The sequence below is a fragment of the Undibacterium sp. Ji83W genome, from assembly GCF_049340385.1.
Classification (GTDB): Bacteria; Pseudomonadota; Gammaproteobacteria; order Burkholderiales; family Burkholderiaceae_D; genus Undibacterium.
This window is the reverse complement of sequence record NZ_JBMPOZ010000001.1, coordinates 254205-271322: the sequence shown is the minus strand read 5'-3', so window position 1 is coordinate 271322 and position 17118 is coordinate 254205. Positions and strand designations below refer to the sequence as shown.

Below are 17118 nucleotides of genomic sequence, written 5' to 3'. Positions count from 1 at the left end.
ACGGATATAGGTTCAAACTGAACCCATATCCCTCATCTTTATTTTAACTATATGAGTTGCTCACACGGACATCGTTAAAATCAGAAAGCATAATTAACTGTAGTGATCACTAAAGGATTTGTTTTCTTTTTCGATAAAGGGCTATCGCCAGCATCACCCATTACCTGTGATACGCCTACTGCACTGCGCACTGACCAGTTCTTGTCTATCACATGCGTCCACGCCACATTAGCCGTGGCCTGCGAGAAGCCTGCTTTTGCCGAGAATGCCTTGTAGCCGGAATTGGCGCTTTGAGTCGGCGTCACACCAAAATAAGTCTGGTTATATTTTGCATCGCCATATGTCAGGTTACCGCCTATTTCTATCTTGTCTGTTGCGACCTGGAATACTGGTGCTGACAGGCCAAAAGTATAGGCATTGCCATTTTCTCTATGAGACAGTGCCATATTGGCGTTGAAGCTGGCTTTGATACCTGGGCCAAATGTAGTGCCTGCTTGCAGATTAGCTATCGCTGAGCCAGAGATATTGCCCATGCCTTTCAAATCATCCGAGCTAAACAAGGATTTGGAATCACGGGAATCTTCACGGCCTGCACGGTAACCCAATGCTGCGCTGAAAGAAAAGTCATCTACTTTCGTACCAAAACCGACACCACGCGTGGTGCTGGCAAAGAAGCCGTTCTTGTTTTGATATTCGCCATAGATAGCGGGGCCAAAGCGATTTTTCTTCGCGCCTATGTACTCAGGTGCATAGAACACACCCGCACCTACTACTGCAGTGGACTCAGGCTCTTGCGCCGTTTTGTCTTGTGCATGGGCAGAAAATGACATGGCCATCAAGCTGGAAAAAGCGATGGCTGTCAGTTTAAAAATATGTTTCATGGTGATCCTTTAATCAATAAAAGCTAAACAGTCCTGCAGCATTTTCGCCGCGCTGCAACTCCCCGGCGGAGAGCACGGAGCGAAGTCTCGCAAATATGAAAAAACTATGCCAATGGAAAATTGCAGGCCCTGCGTGCTTGCACAAAACGTATTGCATTACAGTACCTTTTGTGGATTCAATTCCGGCAGGAGTTACTTAACAGACTTTCTGGATATGATGCAGATGTATGGACTCTAGGTTTATGCGCGCATGAAAGAGACAGGATTGTTAAATTTTATTTGTTTTTTAGCTAAGCACTTGCGTATTTTATAATCATGATGGATGATGTTAAATAAGCTAGTAAAAATGTTAAATGTGTCGCCTGCATATCTCTATACCCAGGCTGGCATATCGCGTTAATGGACTGTTACCCGTCGGGAGAATTCATGATTCGCCTCAAGCACCTGTTAATTGAACACCGTGACAATAGTTTTGATCACAGGCTCAAGCTACTCAAGCATTCCCTGCAGACAGCCATAGAGCTGGAGCATTCGACCATTCCGCCTTATTTGTATGCCTTGTACTCGATCAAGACAGACCAGAATCTGGAAATAGCCCATCTCATCAAATCCATTGTCAAGCAAGAGATGCTGCACATGTCGCTGGACTGCAATGTCCTTAATGCCATCGGTGGACATCCAAAAATTGATCATCCGCGCTTCATTCCTCACTATCCCGGAAACTTGCCAGGCTCAGTGGAGGACAGTCTGATCGTCCCCCTGGCTGCACTTTCCAAGCAATTGCTGCTTGATGTATTCATGGTCATAGAAGAGCCAGAAAAAACCGTAGATGGCACAACACCCCCGGCAGATGGTGTAACCATAGGCGAGTTCTATGCGCACATAAAAAAAGAAATTTGCGAATTGTCCAGGATGGGCAATATTTTTACTGGTCCGCCTGAAAAGCAATTGGTAACAGGCTTCAGGGAATTGCAAAACAAAGGTGTCTATGATGAGGCAACTGCGCTGGCGGCGATAGATATGATCGTTGAGCAGGGCGAGGGCAGCGACACTAGCCCCATTGATCCTGAACATGAACTGGCGCATTACTACAAATACGCAGAGATTTACCATGGTCGCAAACTGATCGCCAATCCCACACCAAAACCAGGCCAGCCTGCCTGGGTATTTGAAGGTCATCGCATAGAGTTTGAGGCCTGCGGTATTTACCCTGTCATCAGTAATCCGAATCGGCATAGCTATGCAGGCAAGCCGCGCATTGCTGACCTGAACCTGACTTTTAACAGTACCTATTCTGACATGCTGCGCAAGTTGCACAATGTCTTTAACGGGCAGCCCGACAATCTCGCACTGGCTTTACTGTCCATGCAATCCTTGAGAGAGCAGGCGCAGTTGCTGATGACGCAGGAAGTCGTTCCTGGCCAGACTGCCGGCCCCACATTTGACTATATTCCCGCCTGATATTCTGGAGAGCAGCAATGACGCAAACTAACTGGTGGATGTTCCATGGCGATACTGCGCACACGGGTGAAGTGCAGGGCAGTGATATCAGTCGTGACACACTTGATCAATTCAAATTACTGCACGATATAGCCATCCCTGGCCCGGTCCTGTCCGTACCAGCTATCGTCGACGGTTATCTGTACGTGGGTCTGGCGAATAATCATGAACTGCCCGGTGCCAATGGTGGCAAGTTCATGAAGATAGAATTGTCCAGCGGCACGACGGTGGCACATTATGAATGGCCGATAGATCCTGCAGAGGGCGATACGCATGGCTTCATGGGCATGGGTTGTACCCCGGCTATCTGGGACAATAAAGTCTATTTCAGCGCCTTCAATGGCAAGTTCTATTGCCTGAATGCAACTGACCTGAGTTTGAACTGGGTGGTGGATTTGCGCCATGCCGATCCTGATTTCAATCAACCTACATCCAATCTTGGTGATGTCTCGGTGGGTGTGCCTGCAGCGGGTTGGTCATCGCCCGTTATTGCGGCTACAGATGGCACTAATGCTAGTGGTCTCGTCTTTGTTGGCATGGGTGAGGGGGAAAACCCTGGCTGCTTTGGTTTCATCTATGCCATGGATGCACAGACGGGCCAGGTGCAATGGATATATTGCACTTGCCAGTACGAAGAGGGTGTGCCCAATCTGCCCAATGTCTTGCCGCCTGAATCTGTGAGTGGCACTTTGCCAGCCATGTATTCCATCGGGCCAAATAATCCTGCCATACGCGGTGCCTCGGTCTGGTCTTCAATTGCTTATGACGAGCGGCTGGATCGCCTGTACTGTGCTACTGGCAATCCTGTGCCTGACAGTGCCTTGCCCAGCAAAGGCTTCTCCAATGGCATCTTGTCGCTGGATGCGTCCAGCGGTGAATTCCGCGGCTTTAGCCAGCCTCCGGCAGAAAGCAGTTATCGTGCTACTGACGTCGATGTTGATTTCGGTGGCTCACCGACACTGATGACGATCAATGGCCGCCGCATCGTCACTGCTGGCTGCAAGAATGGTGGTTTCTTCAGGTTTGATGCAGCGACACTGGAATTACTGAACTGGCGGCAATTACTGCCTTTCTATAACGATGGCACCCAGATACCCACGGTAGATCCGCATGTGTCACCGAATGATCAGCGCATGGACCCCTATGTACCAAATCAAGAGTCAGATGAAGAAGACCAGGAAAATTATTCAGGCACCTACAGCACGGCAGCGGTGCACACTGCGCTGGGTCGTCTGTTCATCGGTGTAGGCGGCAATAATTATCACAATGTAGAAGCGGGCATAGATTACCGCACGACCCCTTTCATGCGCGCTCTGGATTGGGAAACCCTGGAAGACGCCTGGGCCATGGATGACAGTGATCCGCGTCTGTATATAGAGTCGCAACCACCCATGTACAGGACACCCGGTGAATCTGGTTTGAGCTCGCCTGTGGTCGTCAATGACCTGGTGTTCTTTTCCACCTCCAAAGTGGCTGTGTATGCCTTTGATGTCTATAGCGGCAAAATGCTCTGGCATGATGATCTGGGTGACCAGACCGGTGGCATGAATGGTGGTTACGGATATTGCCTGGGGCCAGCGGTGGCGGGTAATTATATGGTGGCTGGCGCACTGGTATTTGGCAAACAGGGCGGAGTATTGCGCATCTATGGTTTGAAGGATAAGGAGGATCAACATGCTTGAAGTCATCTTGTTTGGTATCGTCGCCGGGTTGGACAATTTGCAGGCCAGCACCTCCCTTGGTCTCTTGCCCATGCAGCGCAAACGCATGCATATGCTGGCAATGGCTTTTTGCGCCTGCGAGCTGGGTGCTGCCATTCTGGGCCTGTTTCTCGGACGTGGCCTGATTGCCATGCTTGGGCCGGTTGCATCAAGCATTGCGCCATTTGCCATGCTGGCTTGTGGTGTTGTTATCTTGTGGTTGGCTTACCGGAGTGAAGCCAAAGGTTTGCCGCAATTCGTCAATCACCCAGGGGTTTTACTGGGATTGCCTCTGGCATTGAGCCTTGATAATGTCATCGCTGGTGCTGGCGTCAGCTTTTCCAGTGCACCTGTGCTGACATCGGCCATCATCATCGGTGTCATCAGTGCGGGCATGGCTTGCTTTGGCCTGTACTTCGCTAACTGGATACGTAATTTTTTGCCCAAACGCGTGGAATTGCTGGCAGGTGCCTATATGTGCTTTTTGGCCGTGCGCATGATGTATAACGACTGACGGGCGGGCACTCAATGCCAAAAGACCAAAGCGAACGCGCGGCCATGCATGCCTATGTGCGAAATCTTAATTTTCCCAGCAGCGTGGCAGTGTCTCCTGCGGAGCAGGTATATATTGCTGAAACGGGTTTGCCATTTGATGGCGCAGCCAAGGGGGGACGAGTCCTCAGCGTCAATCAAGATGGCAGTGTCCTGGAGTTATTGAATAATTTGCGCCAGCCAGTCAATGGTCTGGTCTGGCATGACAACAGCCTTATCATCTCCGAAGGTGGTTATCCGGGCCGCATCAGCCGCCTTGATCTGGAGACAAACGCGTGGACGGTGTTGCTGGACGATTTGCCCGGCTTCGGCAATTACCACACCAATATGGTGGCGGTAGGGCCAGATAATAAAATGTATTTCGGCCAGGGTGCCATGACCAACAGCGGCATCATAGGCACGGATTCGCACGACCTGGCCTGGCTGCGTGAAACCAGGCATGCGCCAGATATACCTGGCTATGACATTGAGCTTAGCGACCAAGTTGCGACAGTTACCGCCCCTGAAGGCCAGCAAATTTCTACCAGCGCGTTTGCCCGCTTTGGTCAAGTGCATGCAGGCGGGACGCGCTTGCAAGGCCAGACACCATGCACCGCCAGCATCATGCGCTGTAATCTGGATGGTACAGACCTGGAACTGGTGGCCTGGGGAATACGCAATGCCTTTGGTTTATTGTTTTTGCCGGATGGCAGGTTGATAGCGACAGAGCAGGGTACCGACGTGCGCGGTGTAAGGCCTGTCTGGAATTGTCCTGATTTTCTGTTTGAGGTAAAACCTGGAGCCTGGTATGGCTGGCCAGATTATCTAGGCGGCCTGCCTATCAATGCACCTGTTTATCGCAATCCGCAAGGTGAGGGACAAGCGTTTGTATTGAGCAATCATGCAGAATTGCCAGTACCTGAAAAGCCTTTGCTGGCCTTTGATGTTAATGCTTGCGCCGTAAAAATAGCGCGCATACCTGCCGGGTTGCGCCATGCCGGTGATCTCATCGTCGCGCAATTTGGTGATGAACGTCCCATGACCGGGCCACCGGGGCCAAGGGTAGGGCGCAATCTCATCCGGGTTAATACCAGCGACTGGAGCAAGCATGCTTTGCCAGCTTCGGTTGCCGTGCCCTGGCATAGGCCCATTGATATTGCCTTCTCGCCAGATGGTGCTTTTATGTATGTAGTGGACTTTGGTGATTTTGAATTCACTGCAAAAAAAGATATACGTGCACGTGCCGGTAGCGGCTGTGTCTGGAAAATTCCTGTAGATAATATGGAGCTGACATCATGAGCCAGGTTTCGTTTGAAAAAGATATCGCACCGCTGTTCAATCAGTTTCGTGCCTCCATGATGTGGCGGCTGGACCTGACCAAATATGATGATGTCAGGCTCAATGCCGATATGGTGTTGAGCCAGTTAAAGGGGGGCATGCCACCACCGCCTTACCCACCCTTTACCAAGGAACAGGTTGCCATGTTCCAGACCTGGATTAATGAAGGTTTCCCAAAATAGTCAGTTGATTAAATTTGCAGAAGGAATTTCATATGAGCCTCAATGCACAAACCCTTATCGGTAGCTGGGAAATGGTCGAAGCCTGGGATATCGGTGACGACCCCAGCGACCCGACCAAGAAAACCTACCCTTGGGGTAATCCATCAGCAGGTTACTGGGTCTATGACCATAGCGGTCACTTCAGTCTGATGATTTCGCAAAATCCACCACTGGCGATACCGGCCGACCCTTTCAGCGGACAGCCACAATCTTCCTGGCTGACACCGCAAAAGCCATGGGAAGTACCGCACTCCCTGCTGATAGACAGTTTTGCCACTGCCAGCCCGTATGCCTATTTTGGTACCTATACCGTGGAGATGGATACCAACCATCCGCATCTGGGTGGCACCATAGTCATGAATGTATTTGCCGATGTCATGCGCGCCTATACCGGCACAGTACAAAAGCGTAGTTTTGTATTTGATGGCAAGGATTATCTGAATGTAGGCACGCCAGGCCAGTACTTGCGGCGTCTGAAGCGCCTGACTTGACGCTGGTGTCATGTGCCGGTAGAAATGAAAAGCCTTACTCGTCATAAAACGAGCTAAGGCTTTATTTTTCAATAGCTCAAGGTAAAACGCAGACCTTGATGTGTGACCACTATAGTGCTGACTTTCCAGGCTCATCTAACTCGTTTACTAATATCTGCAAACCTTAAGGCATGGATGAGCCAGCCAGCTTATGCAAAGCCTCGCCCTGTACGCGGCGCACTACCATGTGGCTTGCCTCTACTGCACCGATTGAGTCATAAAACTCCTTGCTCATTTGTTTGTCCTTGACTGTCAGCCATTCTATTCTGGAGCAGCCTTCATCGACAGCGATGCTGGCCAGTTGTTGCATGATGGCGCGTCCCAAACCCTGACGGCGGAATTCTGGACGTATGTAGATGGCTTGCATATACATGTCGCGCACGCCTGTGAAGGTACCCCATTTCCAGGAGTAAATGACAAAGCCTGCAACGACTTCATCCATCACCACAAACTTGGCGGTGACAGCAGGATCTTTACCAAATAGTGCCAGCCTCAGAGCAGTTGCGTCCGTGTGTATTTCTGCGACGCCATCGCTATGGCCCAAGGCGATGAGCATCTCCAGCAACACATTGATATCAGTTTCTGCCAGGTTTTTAAATTGCATCATTTTTTTCTCATATCAATTTACTTACAGCTATTTCCTGGGTTGCCAGACAGGCTTGCAGCGCTGCCGCTAGCTGCCCTGGCTCATCAACATAGAGATAAATCTGCTGCACATCAGTTTTTTGTAATTGAAAATGATTTATCCGCACCTGTGCATTTGCATGCAGCTTGATGAGCAGATTCGGTTTGTCAAAAGGAGTAATGACGATGGAATTTTCTGGGTAATCAAATTTTTTCCATGACGGCTGCTTGTCATCGACAGCAAATCTCTCGCAGCTACAAATAGCCGCATAAGGAATCACACCTGAACTTCTGCTGCCAAGTTGCAGGTGCAAGGCATCTTCGGTCAGCACGTGATAGCTGTGCCTGACCCAGTAGCGGTCACCCAGCAACCAGACCATGGAATACATCGTCAGCATTAGCATGATGCCATGCACGAGCGTGCGAGTATGCGCATCGGGCGCCATCAAACTGACCATCAGGGCAGAGAAGGGTACTTCAGTGGCGAGGGCAAGCAGGACAACGATGAAGATAGTGCTGTAGCTGCCCTTGTCCCAAAAACCAAAGACCCTGCCTGGAACAGGTGCTGCAGGTGTTTTCCTTGTCAGCCATTGCCAGCATCCTGCCCACATTGTGCGCTCCAAGCGAAATACCGCCGGAAATTCTGGTGGTAGAAACGCGGCGAGAAATTGCAGCCAATTGCCGCCATGATGCCTGCTTGCCTTTGCGCGACGCAGGGCCGCTGGTGCTTCCAGCAAGTCTTTCAAGACAATTACGAGCAACAAGCTAATCGTTGTTGCTTTCTTTAACAGCACCGCATAAGACGGCAATGCTATGGTCAGCAAGAGACTGGCAATGAAAACCATCATCAGTATTTTAAAAAAATCAAACCAGCTCATCCCTGTCAGTTGTTGTCTTAGCGTAGAAATGGAATGGTGCATGCTTGCGGCTTTCTTAAAATGAATTGTTGGCACTCAAAGATGATGCGTGCGGTAATTTTTCAATATCATGGACACATCGTCAGTATGATAAATTACTTGCCCAACATGCGCTTTAAGGTGGCATCTTTGTCGATGAAGTGGTGTTTGAATGCACCAGCCAAATGCAAAAGAATGGCGGCAATCAGTATATAGGCAGTTGCCTGGTGCAAGCTTTCACCAGTCTTTGCCCAGAATTCGCTGTAGGCTAACACCTGGTCGGGGTCGCCAGGCATATGCTGGCTTGGCACGATGACCAGGCCGAATATGCCAAAGCCATGACCGCTGGCGCCTGAAAACAGCATGCCGGTGATGGGCAAGGCTAGTGTTGCTATGATCAATACCCATTTGACGATCTTTGCCATCCGCTGTTCAATTTGGGAATAATCTGCCGCTGCTGCAGGCCAGCCATTTCTGACGCGCCAGATGACACGCAACAGGGCGATAAAAAAGACCAGCACGCCTATGGATTTATGTACCGGATATAAAGCCCATGCCTCAGCGCGCGTCATATATAAGCCCGCAGCACATAAGCCCATGATGACGACCGCTGTGATCCAGTGCAAAGAAATAGTGATCTTGCTGAGTTTGTCTGCTTTATCCATCATCTGATTCTTCCATCTGTTAAAGATGAAATGGACAGATGGCAGAACTTAAAGTTTCAAAATACGTCGCAAGATTCAGGATTGCCACTGCACTTATCTGGGTAAAAATTCCCTGATTTGAATCACATTGCCTTCAGGGTCATGCCCATCGCATATACGGTAATGCTGGAATTCCCATTCATAGTTTGCTCCATCGATTTGCCCACCAAGGCTCACCGCGGCATCCCTGGCTTTGCTGATGCTGGCAACGGGCAGCATTAATTTGATGGCAGTGTCTGCCCGGCGCTGCGGCGGAGTCGATATCTCAAAAGTACTTGCAATCTGTGCAGGGATGGCATGGATGACCAAGTGAAAATGTGGCAACTCAAGAATAGTGTAGTCGTCATCAGCATGAGTCGCGGTCAACTGCAAGACCTGTTCGTAAAAACAGCTGAGTTTGCTCAAGTCCTTGGCGTAGATGACGGCACCTGGGTTTGGTAAATGTGACATGATTTTCCTTCGCTCTATGAGATGAGTAAGTGCGGAATGAATTTTTGACATCATTGGCACCTAAACGGAAGGATGGAGTGAAGCTGCATTCAGACCATCTTCTCCAGCATATACGCAAATCGCTTACAAATTTTACACGGATTGGTTTTTTGTTATGCGTTAATATAGATGTCAGACTTCGTACTTTGTGACGAACTCTGGGGAAAAAGCCAGTTGCGGTTTATAATTTCAGCCGTTACAACTTTAATGCGCATTTTTTGTCACTGACATGGTCAACATCTCCGGAACCAAGTCAGGCAAATAAAGTCTTAAGGACTATGAATCAGGTTTCTAATCAAGCACATCCGGATTTTCATCAGCAACAGACAGGGCAACTGCGAGCCATCGCACTGGCTGCTGTCGTGCATATTGTTTTGTTAAGTTTTTTGTGGATAGGCGTGAGCTGGCAAAATAAGGAAAGCCCCGTAATCGAGGCCGAGTATTGGGATATGACCACCCGCGAAGCCGCCCCCAAACCTGTCCCTGTTCCTGAACCCATCATAGAAGAAAAACCTAAAGAGCCTGTACCGGTAAAGGAAGAAGTGCGTCAGGAAGACCCTGAAATCGCCCTGGCACAGGAAAAAAAGCGTAAATTGCTCGAAAAGAAAAAAGAAGAAGAGCATCAGCGTGAATTGGCTGAGAAAAAGCGCAAAGAAGAACAGCAGGAAAAACTCGCCGAGCAAAAACGCAAGGAAGAAAAACTGGCTCAGGAAGCGGCTGAAAAAAAGAAATTGCTGGTCAAGGAAAAAGAAAAGACCGACAAACTGTTTAAAGATGAACTGGCGCGTGTCACCAAACAGGCTGCAACTACAGGTAGCGGTGGTTCTGGAACCAGTGAAAAATCCACCGGGAACAACCGCGGCGACCCAAGCTATATCGCAAAAATTGCTGCCAAGGTCAGATCGAACACGAATTTCAGTGGAATTGACAGCACGGCCGGTAATCCTACAGTGGAATACAGCATTAACCTATTGCCAGATGGATCACTCCGTGGTGGAATACGCAAAGTTAAATCCTCTGGGATTCCCGGTTTTGATGATGCGGTGGCTGCAGGTATAGAAAAGTCTGCTCCCTTTCCACGTGACAAGACTGGTCAAGTCCCTTCCAGCCTGACGCTGGTTTATCGTATGAAGGAAGAATAAACTCCAATGATGTCCATGTTGAAAAAAATTGCTGTGACTGCGGTGATTGCTGCAGTAGCTAACTTATCTGGCCTTGCACCGGCTTATGCCCAGATCAGGGTAGAAGTGTCAGGCGTAGGTTCTAATCAGATACCTATCGCTATTGCTGGTTTTACCGACGAGGCTCTTACCCCTCAGCAAGTGACCAGCATCATCAGGGATGATCTGACCCGCAGCGGTTACTTCAAGATTATTGATGCGAATGTCGTCCTGAACGAAAATGCCGTCGTCAATTTTGGTGACTGGAAAGCCAAGGGTGCAGATGCACTGGTAGTCGGTAGCGTGCAAAGTCTGGCCGATGGCCGTTTTGATGTGCGTTATAAACTGTTTGATACTGTTAAATCCAGCACCTTGTCCGGTTTTTCTGTGACTGCGCCACCAGCCAACGTACGCCTGACCGCGCACAGGATTGCGGATGATATCTATGAAAAACTGACTGGCGTGCGCGGTATTTTTTCTACCCGCATCGCCTATGTAACCAAGGCTGGTGCTGAATATCGCCTGGAAGTGGCGGATGCCGATGGCGAAGGTACTAAAATCGCCTTGCGTTCTTCCGAGCCCATCATTTCCCCTTCCTGGTCACCAGACGGCACCAAGGTCGCCTATGTGTCCTTTGAAAAGCGCAAGCCTGTGATTCTGGTGCAAAACCTGATCACCGGTGAAAGAACTGAAGTTGCCAATTTCAAGGGTAATAATTCAGCCCCAGCATGGTCACCAGACGGTAGCAAGCTGGCAGTGGCGTTGTCACGCGATGGTCAGACCCAGATTTTTACGGTGAGCGCGAATGGCGGTAACCTGCAAAAATTGACCACCAGCTCTTCGATTGATACTGAGCCACAATTTTCTGCTGATGGCCAGTCGATTTACTTCCTGAGCGACCGTAGTGGCGGTCCGCAAATTTATAAAATTAGTGTTGGCGGCGGTGAGCCTAAACGTGTAACTTTTAACGGCACGTATAATATCACCCCAAGAATATCCCCTGACGGCAAGACTTTGGCTTATATTTCACGTCGTGATGGCAAGTTCCAGTTATATGCACTGGACTTGGCCAGCGGCCAGGAATTAAGACTGTCTGATACCACCAAGGACGAGTCACCGAGTTTTTCACCAAATGGACGTTACATCATGTACGCAACCGAATCTGGCCGTCGTGGTGCGCTTGCAGTAGTGTCTATTGATGGCAAGGTGAAACAGAAATTGACGGTCCAGGCCGGAGATATTCGGGAGCCCACCTGGGGTCCTTTCATGAAATAAGCAGTATTTACCAATTGATTAATCAGGAGAGAAAATGCGTACTACATCCCAATCCAAAACCCTGGCAATCTTGATTTCCAGCGTTGTTCTGATGACAGCTTGCGCTTCCAAAGTGCCTCTGGAAGACAAAAAGGTCGAAGAAAAATCAACAACGACAACAACAGCGACCAACACTGACACAAATTCAGTGAAACAAGTCACTGCAACTGTTGATCCGTTGACGCAAGGTGCATTGGCCAAACGTAGCGTGTATTTTGACTATGACAGCTATGCTGTAAAAGAAGAATTCAAACCAGTGATCGACGCGCATGCCAAGTTCCTGGGCACAAACAAAAACCGCAATATCCTGATCCAGGGTAATACCGATGAACGCGGTGGCCGTGAATACAATCTGGCACTGGGTCAAAAGCGTGCAGAAGCAGTACGCAAATCCCTGACACTGCTGGGTGTGTCTGATGCGCAGATCGAAGCAGTTTCTTTGGGCAAGGAAAAACCAAAGGCAACAGGTAGCGATGAAGCTTCCTGGGCAGAAAATCGTCGTTCCGATATTCTGTACAAGTAATCTCGTGTTTGAAAGCCTCGGTTGAGGCTTTCTTTGCATTTGGCGCTGCATCTTTCAGTTGAAGGTGCAGTGCGTATCCATTTTTTCAGATTGCCATGAAACTCAATTCCATACGCACTACCATTCTTGCTGCCGCGCTGTCTTGCGCATTTTTGCCCTCCATGGCATCTGCCGGTATTTTTGACGACGATGAAGCGCGCAAAGCCATACTCGACTTGCGAGCAAAAGTGGATGCGGTCAATGTCAAGCTCGATTCCAAACTGGAGACCAAGGCAGACAAAGGCACGGCGCTGGAACTGGCAAATGAAAATGAAGCGCTACGCGCAGAGATTTCAAAATTACGCGGTCAGATAGAAGTCTTGTCGAATGATCTTGCAAATACCCAAAAACGCCAGCAAGATTTTTATGTGGACCTTGATAACCGCGTGCGCAAGATGGAGCCCAAGCGCATGACCGTAGATGGCCAGGAAGCGACTGTAGACGTCAATGAACAGCGCACATTTGATGCTGCCATGGCCCTGTTCAAGGCAGGTGACTATAAAGCAGCAACACCAGCGTTCACCAATTTCCTGACGAACTATCCGCAGTCTGCGTTTGCCGGATCTGCACAATACTGGCTGGGCTTCTCTTACTTCGCCCAGCGTGACTTCCGCAATACCATTTTAAACATGCAGCAAGTGGTAAAGAATTATCCTGATCATCCCAAGGCACCCGATGCCTTGTTGAATATCGCCTCTTGCCATATCGAACTCAAAGAAAAACCTGCTGCCAAAAAAGTACTGGAAAGCGTGCTGGCCAAATACCCGGATACTGAAGCTGCCCAGGCAGCCAAGAGCCGTTTGGCTGCATTGAAGTAAGCCAGGCTCATAGTGGCCGTTGCATAATGGCGACGGCGCCATACTGCTCTTGCGGACCCTGCTTTCCTATGACAAGGCGATAAAACAAGGCCAGCCTGATTGGCCTGTAGTTCCTTATTCCTTCAGCGCCGTTGACAGGGTGGCCGAAACACACTATAATTTTGGTCTTCGGGTCGTTAGCTCAGCTGGTAGAGCAGCGGACTTTTAATCCGTTGGTCGCAGGTTCGAATCCCGCACGGCCTACCACGAATACCAAAGACTTAGGTCGCACTACTAAGTCTTTAAATTTTTTAGCAGTATGTAGCAGTTTTGGGTCGTTAGCTCAGCTGGTAGAGCAGCGGACTTTTAATCCGTTGGTCGCAGGTTCGAATCCCGCACGGCCTACCAAAACAAAGGACTCAGGTGTCATACCTGAGTCCTTTTTTGTTTTTGCATCACGGCTGATGTCATACTCCCCATAAAATGCAATAACAATATAAGACAAAAGCGCACTCTGGCCTTCTGTCATATGATTCATTGCGGGACTATCATGCCCATATCACTTTGAGTGAGCTTATTACCATGAAAAAGAAATCTGGCAGCGCAAACAAGCAGGCCGCGCCTGAGGTGCAGGAAAAGCACGAGATACGCCCTGGCCAGTCGCTGGAGTTGCTCAAAGAACTGCATATCCTGACGCGTGATGGCAAGATGAACCAGGATAGCCGCCGCAAGCTCAAGCAGGTTTATCATCTGTACCAATTCATAGAACCGCTATTGCAGAAATTGCAGCAAGACCATGCCGATATCAGCCTGGTGGATCATGGTGCGGGCAAGTCTTACCTGGGCTTCATCCTGTATGACTTGTTCTTCAAGTCGGAACAAGCGCAAAGCAAGGCCAGGATTTATGGCATAGAAACGCGGGATGAACTGGTGCAGCGCTCAACCGAGTTAGCGCAGCGTCTGGATTTCCCGGGCATGTTTTTTTTGAATTTGTCTGTTGCCGATTCGATTACTTCATCTGCCTTGCCAGAAAAAATCGACATCGTTACTGCCCTGCACGCCTGTGATACAGCGACTGATGATGCAATTCAGTTTGCTCTCAAGAAAAAGGCCCAGTTCATGGTGCTGGTACCTTGTTGCCAGGCTGAAGTGGCAGCAGAGTTGCGCAAGTCCAAAGGCGATGCGGTAAAGAATAATCCTTTGTCAGAAATGTGGCGTCATCCGATACACACGCGTGAATTTGGTAGCCAGATCACCAATGTGCTGCGTTGCCTGCAACTGGAAGCGCATGGATATCAGGTCAGAGTCACAGAACTGGTAGGATGGGAGCATTCGATGAAAAACGAGCTGATCGTGGCGGAATATAAAGGCTTGCCAGCCAAGCGACCGGCGGAGCGCCTGGCCGAAGTATTAAAAACGACGGGGCTGGAAGCCATGCAGAGAAGATTTTTTGTGCAGCCTTGAGTATTTTGTGGCGCACAGGCCACCGCGTCTTATCAAGGTCACTGTATGGTCATAAAAAATGATTAATATCATTTATGCTCATTCTGTAATTCATCTGGTTTTTCTACGCGTTTTTTTGATTGCTGCACCCATACTCAGTAAAGGATAAAAAGCATGCTGGCCGCCGTTGATCTGGGTTCCAACAGTTTTCGCATGCACATTGCGCGGCATGAAGGTGACGTCATCAAAGTCATCAAAAGTGCGCGCGACCCTATACGCCTGGCAGCAGGCCTGGATAAAAATGGCAACCTGACGCCAGAGGCCATGCAAAAAGCAATTACTTGCCTGGCGCGCTTTCGTGAAATCCTGAATGCCTACCCGGTAGAAAGTCTGCGTGTAGTCGCCACCAATACCATACGCATCGCAAAAAATGCTGCGCAATTATTGCCGCTGGCCGAGGCTGCCATAGGTTGCCCTATTGAAGTGATTTCTGGTGAAGAAGAAGGCCGCCTGATTTATATAGGTGTATCGAATGCGGTGGCAGTGCCTGGCGAGCGCCGCCTGGTGCTTGATATCGGTGGTGGTTCGACTGAGGTGATACTTGGTCATGGCCACGAAATTCTCAGGGTGGAATCCTTTAGCATAGGTACGGTCAAACATAGCGCGAGCTTTTTCCCGGATGGACGTTTGACGGATGCTGCATTTGAAGCAGCCATCCTGTCAGCACGCTCTATGTTTGAAGATGCTGCACCACCTTACCAGCCGCAACACTGGCGCAAGGCCTATGGCTCCTCCGGCACCATGCGTGCGATTTCTGACGCCATCAGCAAAGGTGGTCTGGGTGATGGCACTTTGACCCTGAAGAGTCTGAATGCCCTCAAACAATACTGCGTGCAATGCGGACAGTTAGATCAGCTGGAACTCAGCGGCATCAAACCTGAACGTGTCGCCATGGTGGTTGGTGGACTGGCCATACTCATAGGTCTGATGACAGAATTCAATATCACTGTCTTGCTGCCAATAGAAGCCGGTTTGCGCATGGGCGTGATGTGGGATTTATACCTGCGTGCCACCAGGCGCGACCGCCGTGAAGTTGCCGTAGAATCTTTTGCCAATTTATTCCGTACCGATATGTCACGCGCTAACCGCGTGGCAGATATGGTGAAGTCGCTATATCTGCAATTAAAACCTGCCGGTGACACCTATGTGCGCTTATTGCAATGGAGTGCGATCCTGCATGAGGTTGGCATGGTGATTTCACATACCGGCTATCACAAGCATGGCGCTTACATGATAGAGAACGCCGACATGGCGGGCTTTACCACGCGTGAGCAAAGAGTGATGAGCAAGCTCATCCTCAGCCAGAAAGGGAATTTGCGCAAAGTGGGCGACGGCCTGGCTGACCAGGATTTTGCCAAGGCAGTGCTGGCACTGCGCCTGGCGGTGATGCTCATGCATTCACGCGCTGAAATTGATTTTGAAGATGTGCGCCTGAAAATGAAGGGCAGGGTTGAACTGGAAATGAAGCGTGACTGGGTCAGTGTCCATCCAACAGTGGCCTACTGGTTGCAAAAAGAAATTGAAGCCTGGCGTGAGATAGGCGTGGATTTTCTGGTCAGAGCAAATGTTTAATCATCCCCAAAAAGACAGGTTTAAAAACCTGTCTTTTTTTGTACCGGAATTTATTCCCAATCACGATATACAGTGTCAAACTTCGAAGAGCATGGCTTGTGGCTTGCGCCCACTTTGCGAATGTTTTATTAATTGTCAGGGCTAACGTAGAACAAAAAGGATTTATTTTGTTATTACTATCAGGTAAAAACGGTTCTGGAATAAATATTCTGTATCCGCTTATCGGGAAAAAATGGCGATCTGAAATACGAGTGATTGAATGGAATCAATATCGCAGCCTGTTGCCGATTTTTATTACTGCTAATTTATTATTTTGCACAATTTATAGCGTAACGCTATTTACTGAAGTTGAAAATTCGCAGCAGCTTCTTTCTTATGCACCTTTTTTACAAGTAATTTATTTGTTCTTGCGTACCAGGTTTGGGAGGAAATTAATTGATCTTTCACCTGTAAACGAATTGAATAAAAAGGTCGCTCCTCCTGCTGTATGGCTGGATTATATGAGTGCATCGTCCATGTTGATTTTAGTTACTTCCATTGGAATTCAATCCACAACAGATGGATTAATTAAAATTCTATTGTTTGTAGTTCAATTAATCTTTGTCCTCTTTGGTGCCTTACCTTTCCTTAACTATTTTTCTTTCAAGAAAAGTGAAGGAAAAGCTGTCGGTTAGCTGTATAGCCTTCATTCGCTCAATCAATATCCTCGCTCGTCGGTTTAACAAAGTCCTGAGCGAGGTATCAGCCGCACTCCATCCTAAGACATTATTTGGCGGCGCATCTAATCGGCACTGAA

Annotated in this window: 18 protein-coding genes and 2 tRNA genes; 15 read left to right on the top strand and 5 right to left on the bottom strand. The window is 49.0% G+C overall.

Translation table 11 applies throughout. The features are described 5' to 3' along the window. Positions 1–80: 80 nt before the first annotated feature. Positions 81–881: a MipA/OmpV family protein gene (locus ACO0LD_RS01275; protein ID WP_423002958.1), complete on the bottom strand. Its 801-nt coding sequence runs from the start codon at positions 879–881 to the stop codon at positions 81–83. 426 nt (positions 882–1307) lie between these two features. Here ACO0LD_RS01275 and ACO0LD_RS01270 point away from each other — a divergent pair, with 426 nt between their 5' ends. Genes ACO0LD_RS01270 through ACO0LD_RS01245 form a run of 6 tightly spaced genes read left to right on the top strand, consistent with a single transcriptional unit; the run spans position 1308 to position 6662 of the window. After that, positions 1308–2342, top strand: coding sequence for a ferritin-like domain-containing protein (locus ACO0LD_RS01270; RefSeq protein WP_423002956.1), 1035 nt, complete (start codon positions 1308–1310; stop codon positions 2340–2342). 17 nt (positions 2343–2359) lie between these two features. Beyond that, positions 2360–4063, top strand: a complete 1704-nt coding sequence (locus ACO0LD_RS01265) for a PQQ-binding-like beta-propeller repeat protein (RefSeq protein WP_423002954.1) — start codon at positions 2360–2362, stop codon at positions 4061–4063. Next, complete coding sequence (locus ACO0LD_RS01260; protein WP_423002952.1) at positions 4056–4595, top strand: manganese efflux pump MntP family protein; 540 nt, start codon at positions 4056–4058, stop codon at positions 4593–4595. The genes ACO0LD_RS01265 and ACO0LD_RS01260 overlap by 8 nt, the downstream gene beginning before the upstream one ends. 14 nt (positions 4596–4609) lie before the next feature. Further along, positions 4610–5911, top strand: coding sequence for a PQQ-dependent sugar dehydrogenase (locus tag ACO0LD_RS01255; RefSeq protein WP_423002950.1), 1302 nt, complete (start codon positions 4610–4612; stop codon positions 5909–5911). Then, positions 5908–6132: a hypothetical protein gene (locus ACO0LD_RS01250; protein ID WP_423002948.1), complete on the top strand. Its 225-nt coding sequence runs from the start codon at positions 5908–5910 to the stop codon at positions 6130–6132. Before ACO0LD_RS01255 ends, ACO0LD_RS01250 begins: the two co-directional genes overlap by 4 nt. 32 nt (positions 6133–6164) lie before the next feature. Further along, a complete protein-coding gene (locus ACO0LD_RS01245; protein WP_423002946.1) occupies positions 6165–6662 on the top strand; it encodes a lipocalin-like domain-containing protein in 498 nt (165 codons plus the stop codon). 163 nt (positions 6663–6825) lie between these two features. Here the strand turns inward: ACO0LD_RS01245 and ACO0LD_RS01240 are convergent, their stop codons facing one another. From ACO0LD_RS01240 to ACO0LD_RS01225, 4 genes are all read right to left on the bottom strand, one after another. Further along, complete coding sequence (locus ACO0LD_RS01240; protein ID WP_423002944.1) at positions 6826–7308, bottom strand: GNAT family N-acetyltransferase; 483 nt, start codon at positions 7306–7308, stop codon at positions 6826–6828. A gap of 7 nt (positions 7309–7315) precedes the next feature. After that, complete coding sequence (locus ACO0LD_RS01235; RefSeq protein WP_423002942.1) at positions 7316–8245, bottom strand: hypothetical protein; 930 nt, start codon at positions 8243–8245, stop codon at positions 7316–7318. Between the two features lie 92 nt (positions 8246–8337). After that, a complete protein-coding gene (locus ACO0LD_RS01230; RefSeq protein WP_423002940.1) occupies positions 8338–8889 on the bottom strand; it encodes a cytochrome b in 552 nt (183 codons plus the stop codon). A 90-nt stretch (positions 8890–8979) separates the two neighbouring features. Further along, positions 8980–9375 carry a VOC family protein gene (locus ACO0LD_RS01225; RefSeq protein WP_423002938.1) on the bottom strand — a complete coding sequence of 132 codons (396 nt, stop codon included), beginning with the start codon at positions 9373–9375 and terminating at the stop codon, positions 8980–8982. Positions 9376–9692: 317 nt separating this feature from the next. Between ACO0LD_RS01225 and ACO0LD_RS01220 the strand changes: the two genes are divergently transcribed. The 9 genes from ACO0LD_RS01220 (at position 9693) to ACO0LD_RS01180 (ending at position 16996) form a co-directional block, all read left to right on the top strand. Further along, positions 9693–10556 (top strand): energy transducer TonB, encoded by an 864-nt coding sequence (locus ACO0LD_RS01220; protein ID WP_423002936.1) that lies wholly within the window; start codon positions 9693–9695, stop codon positions 10554–10556. A gap of 15 nt (positions 10557–10571) precedes the next feature. After that, positions 10572–11849: a Tol-Pal system beta propeller repeat protein TolB gene (gene tolB / locus ACO0LD_RS01215; protein ID WP_423002934.1), complete on the top strand. Its 1278-nt coding sequence runs from the start codon at positions 10572–10574 to the stop codon at positions 11847–11849. A 34-nt stretch (positions 11850–11883) separates the two neighbouring features. Then, a complete protein-coding gene (gene pal / locus ACO0LD_RS01210; protein ID WP_423002932.1) occupies positions 11884–12411 on the top strand; it encodes a peptidoglycan-associated lipoprotein Pal in 528 nt (175 codons plus the stop codon). 95 nt (positions 12412–12506) lie between these two features. Continuing rightward, positions 12507–13268: a tol-pal system protein YbgF gene (gene ybgF, locus ACO0LD_RS01205; protein WP_423002930.1), complete on the top strand. Its 762-nt coding sequence runs from the start codon at positions 12507–12509 to the stop codon at positions 13266–13268. A 170-nt stretch (positions 13269–13438) separates the two neighbouring features. After that, a tRNA-Lys gene (locus ACO0LD_RS01200) sits at positions 13439–13514 on the top strand. Positions 13515–13579: 65 nt separating this feature from the next. Continuing rightward, positions 13580–13655, top strand: a tRNA-Lys gene (locus tag ACO0LD_RS01195). A gap of 174 nt (positions 13656–13829) precedes the next feature. Further along, positions 13830–14711, top strand: a complete 882-nt coding sequence (locus tag ACO0LD_RS01190) for a class I SAM-dependent methyltransferase (protein ID WP_423002928.1) — start codon at positions 13830–13832, stop codon at positions 14709–14711. A gap of 153 nt (positions 14712–14864) precedes the next feature. Continuing rightward, on the top strand, positions 14865–16322 hold the full coding sequence (locus ACO0LD_RS01185) for a Ppx/GppA family phosphatase (RefSeq protein ID WP_423002926.1): 1458 nt from the start codon (positions 14865–14867) through the stop codon (positions 16320–16322). A 98-nt stretch (positions 16323–16420) separates the two neighbouring features. Then, the gene (locus tag ACO0LD_RS01180) at positions 16421–16996 is read left to right on the top strand and encodes a hypothetical protein (RefSeq protein ID WP_423002925.1); all 576 of its coding nucleotides are present in this window, start codon (positions 16421–16423) and stop codon (positions 16994–16996) included. Positions 16997–17118: the final 122 nt, after the last annotated feature.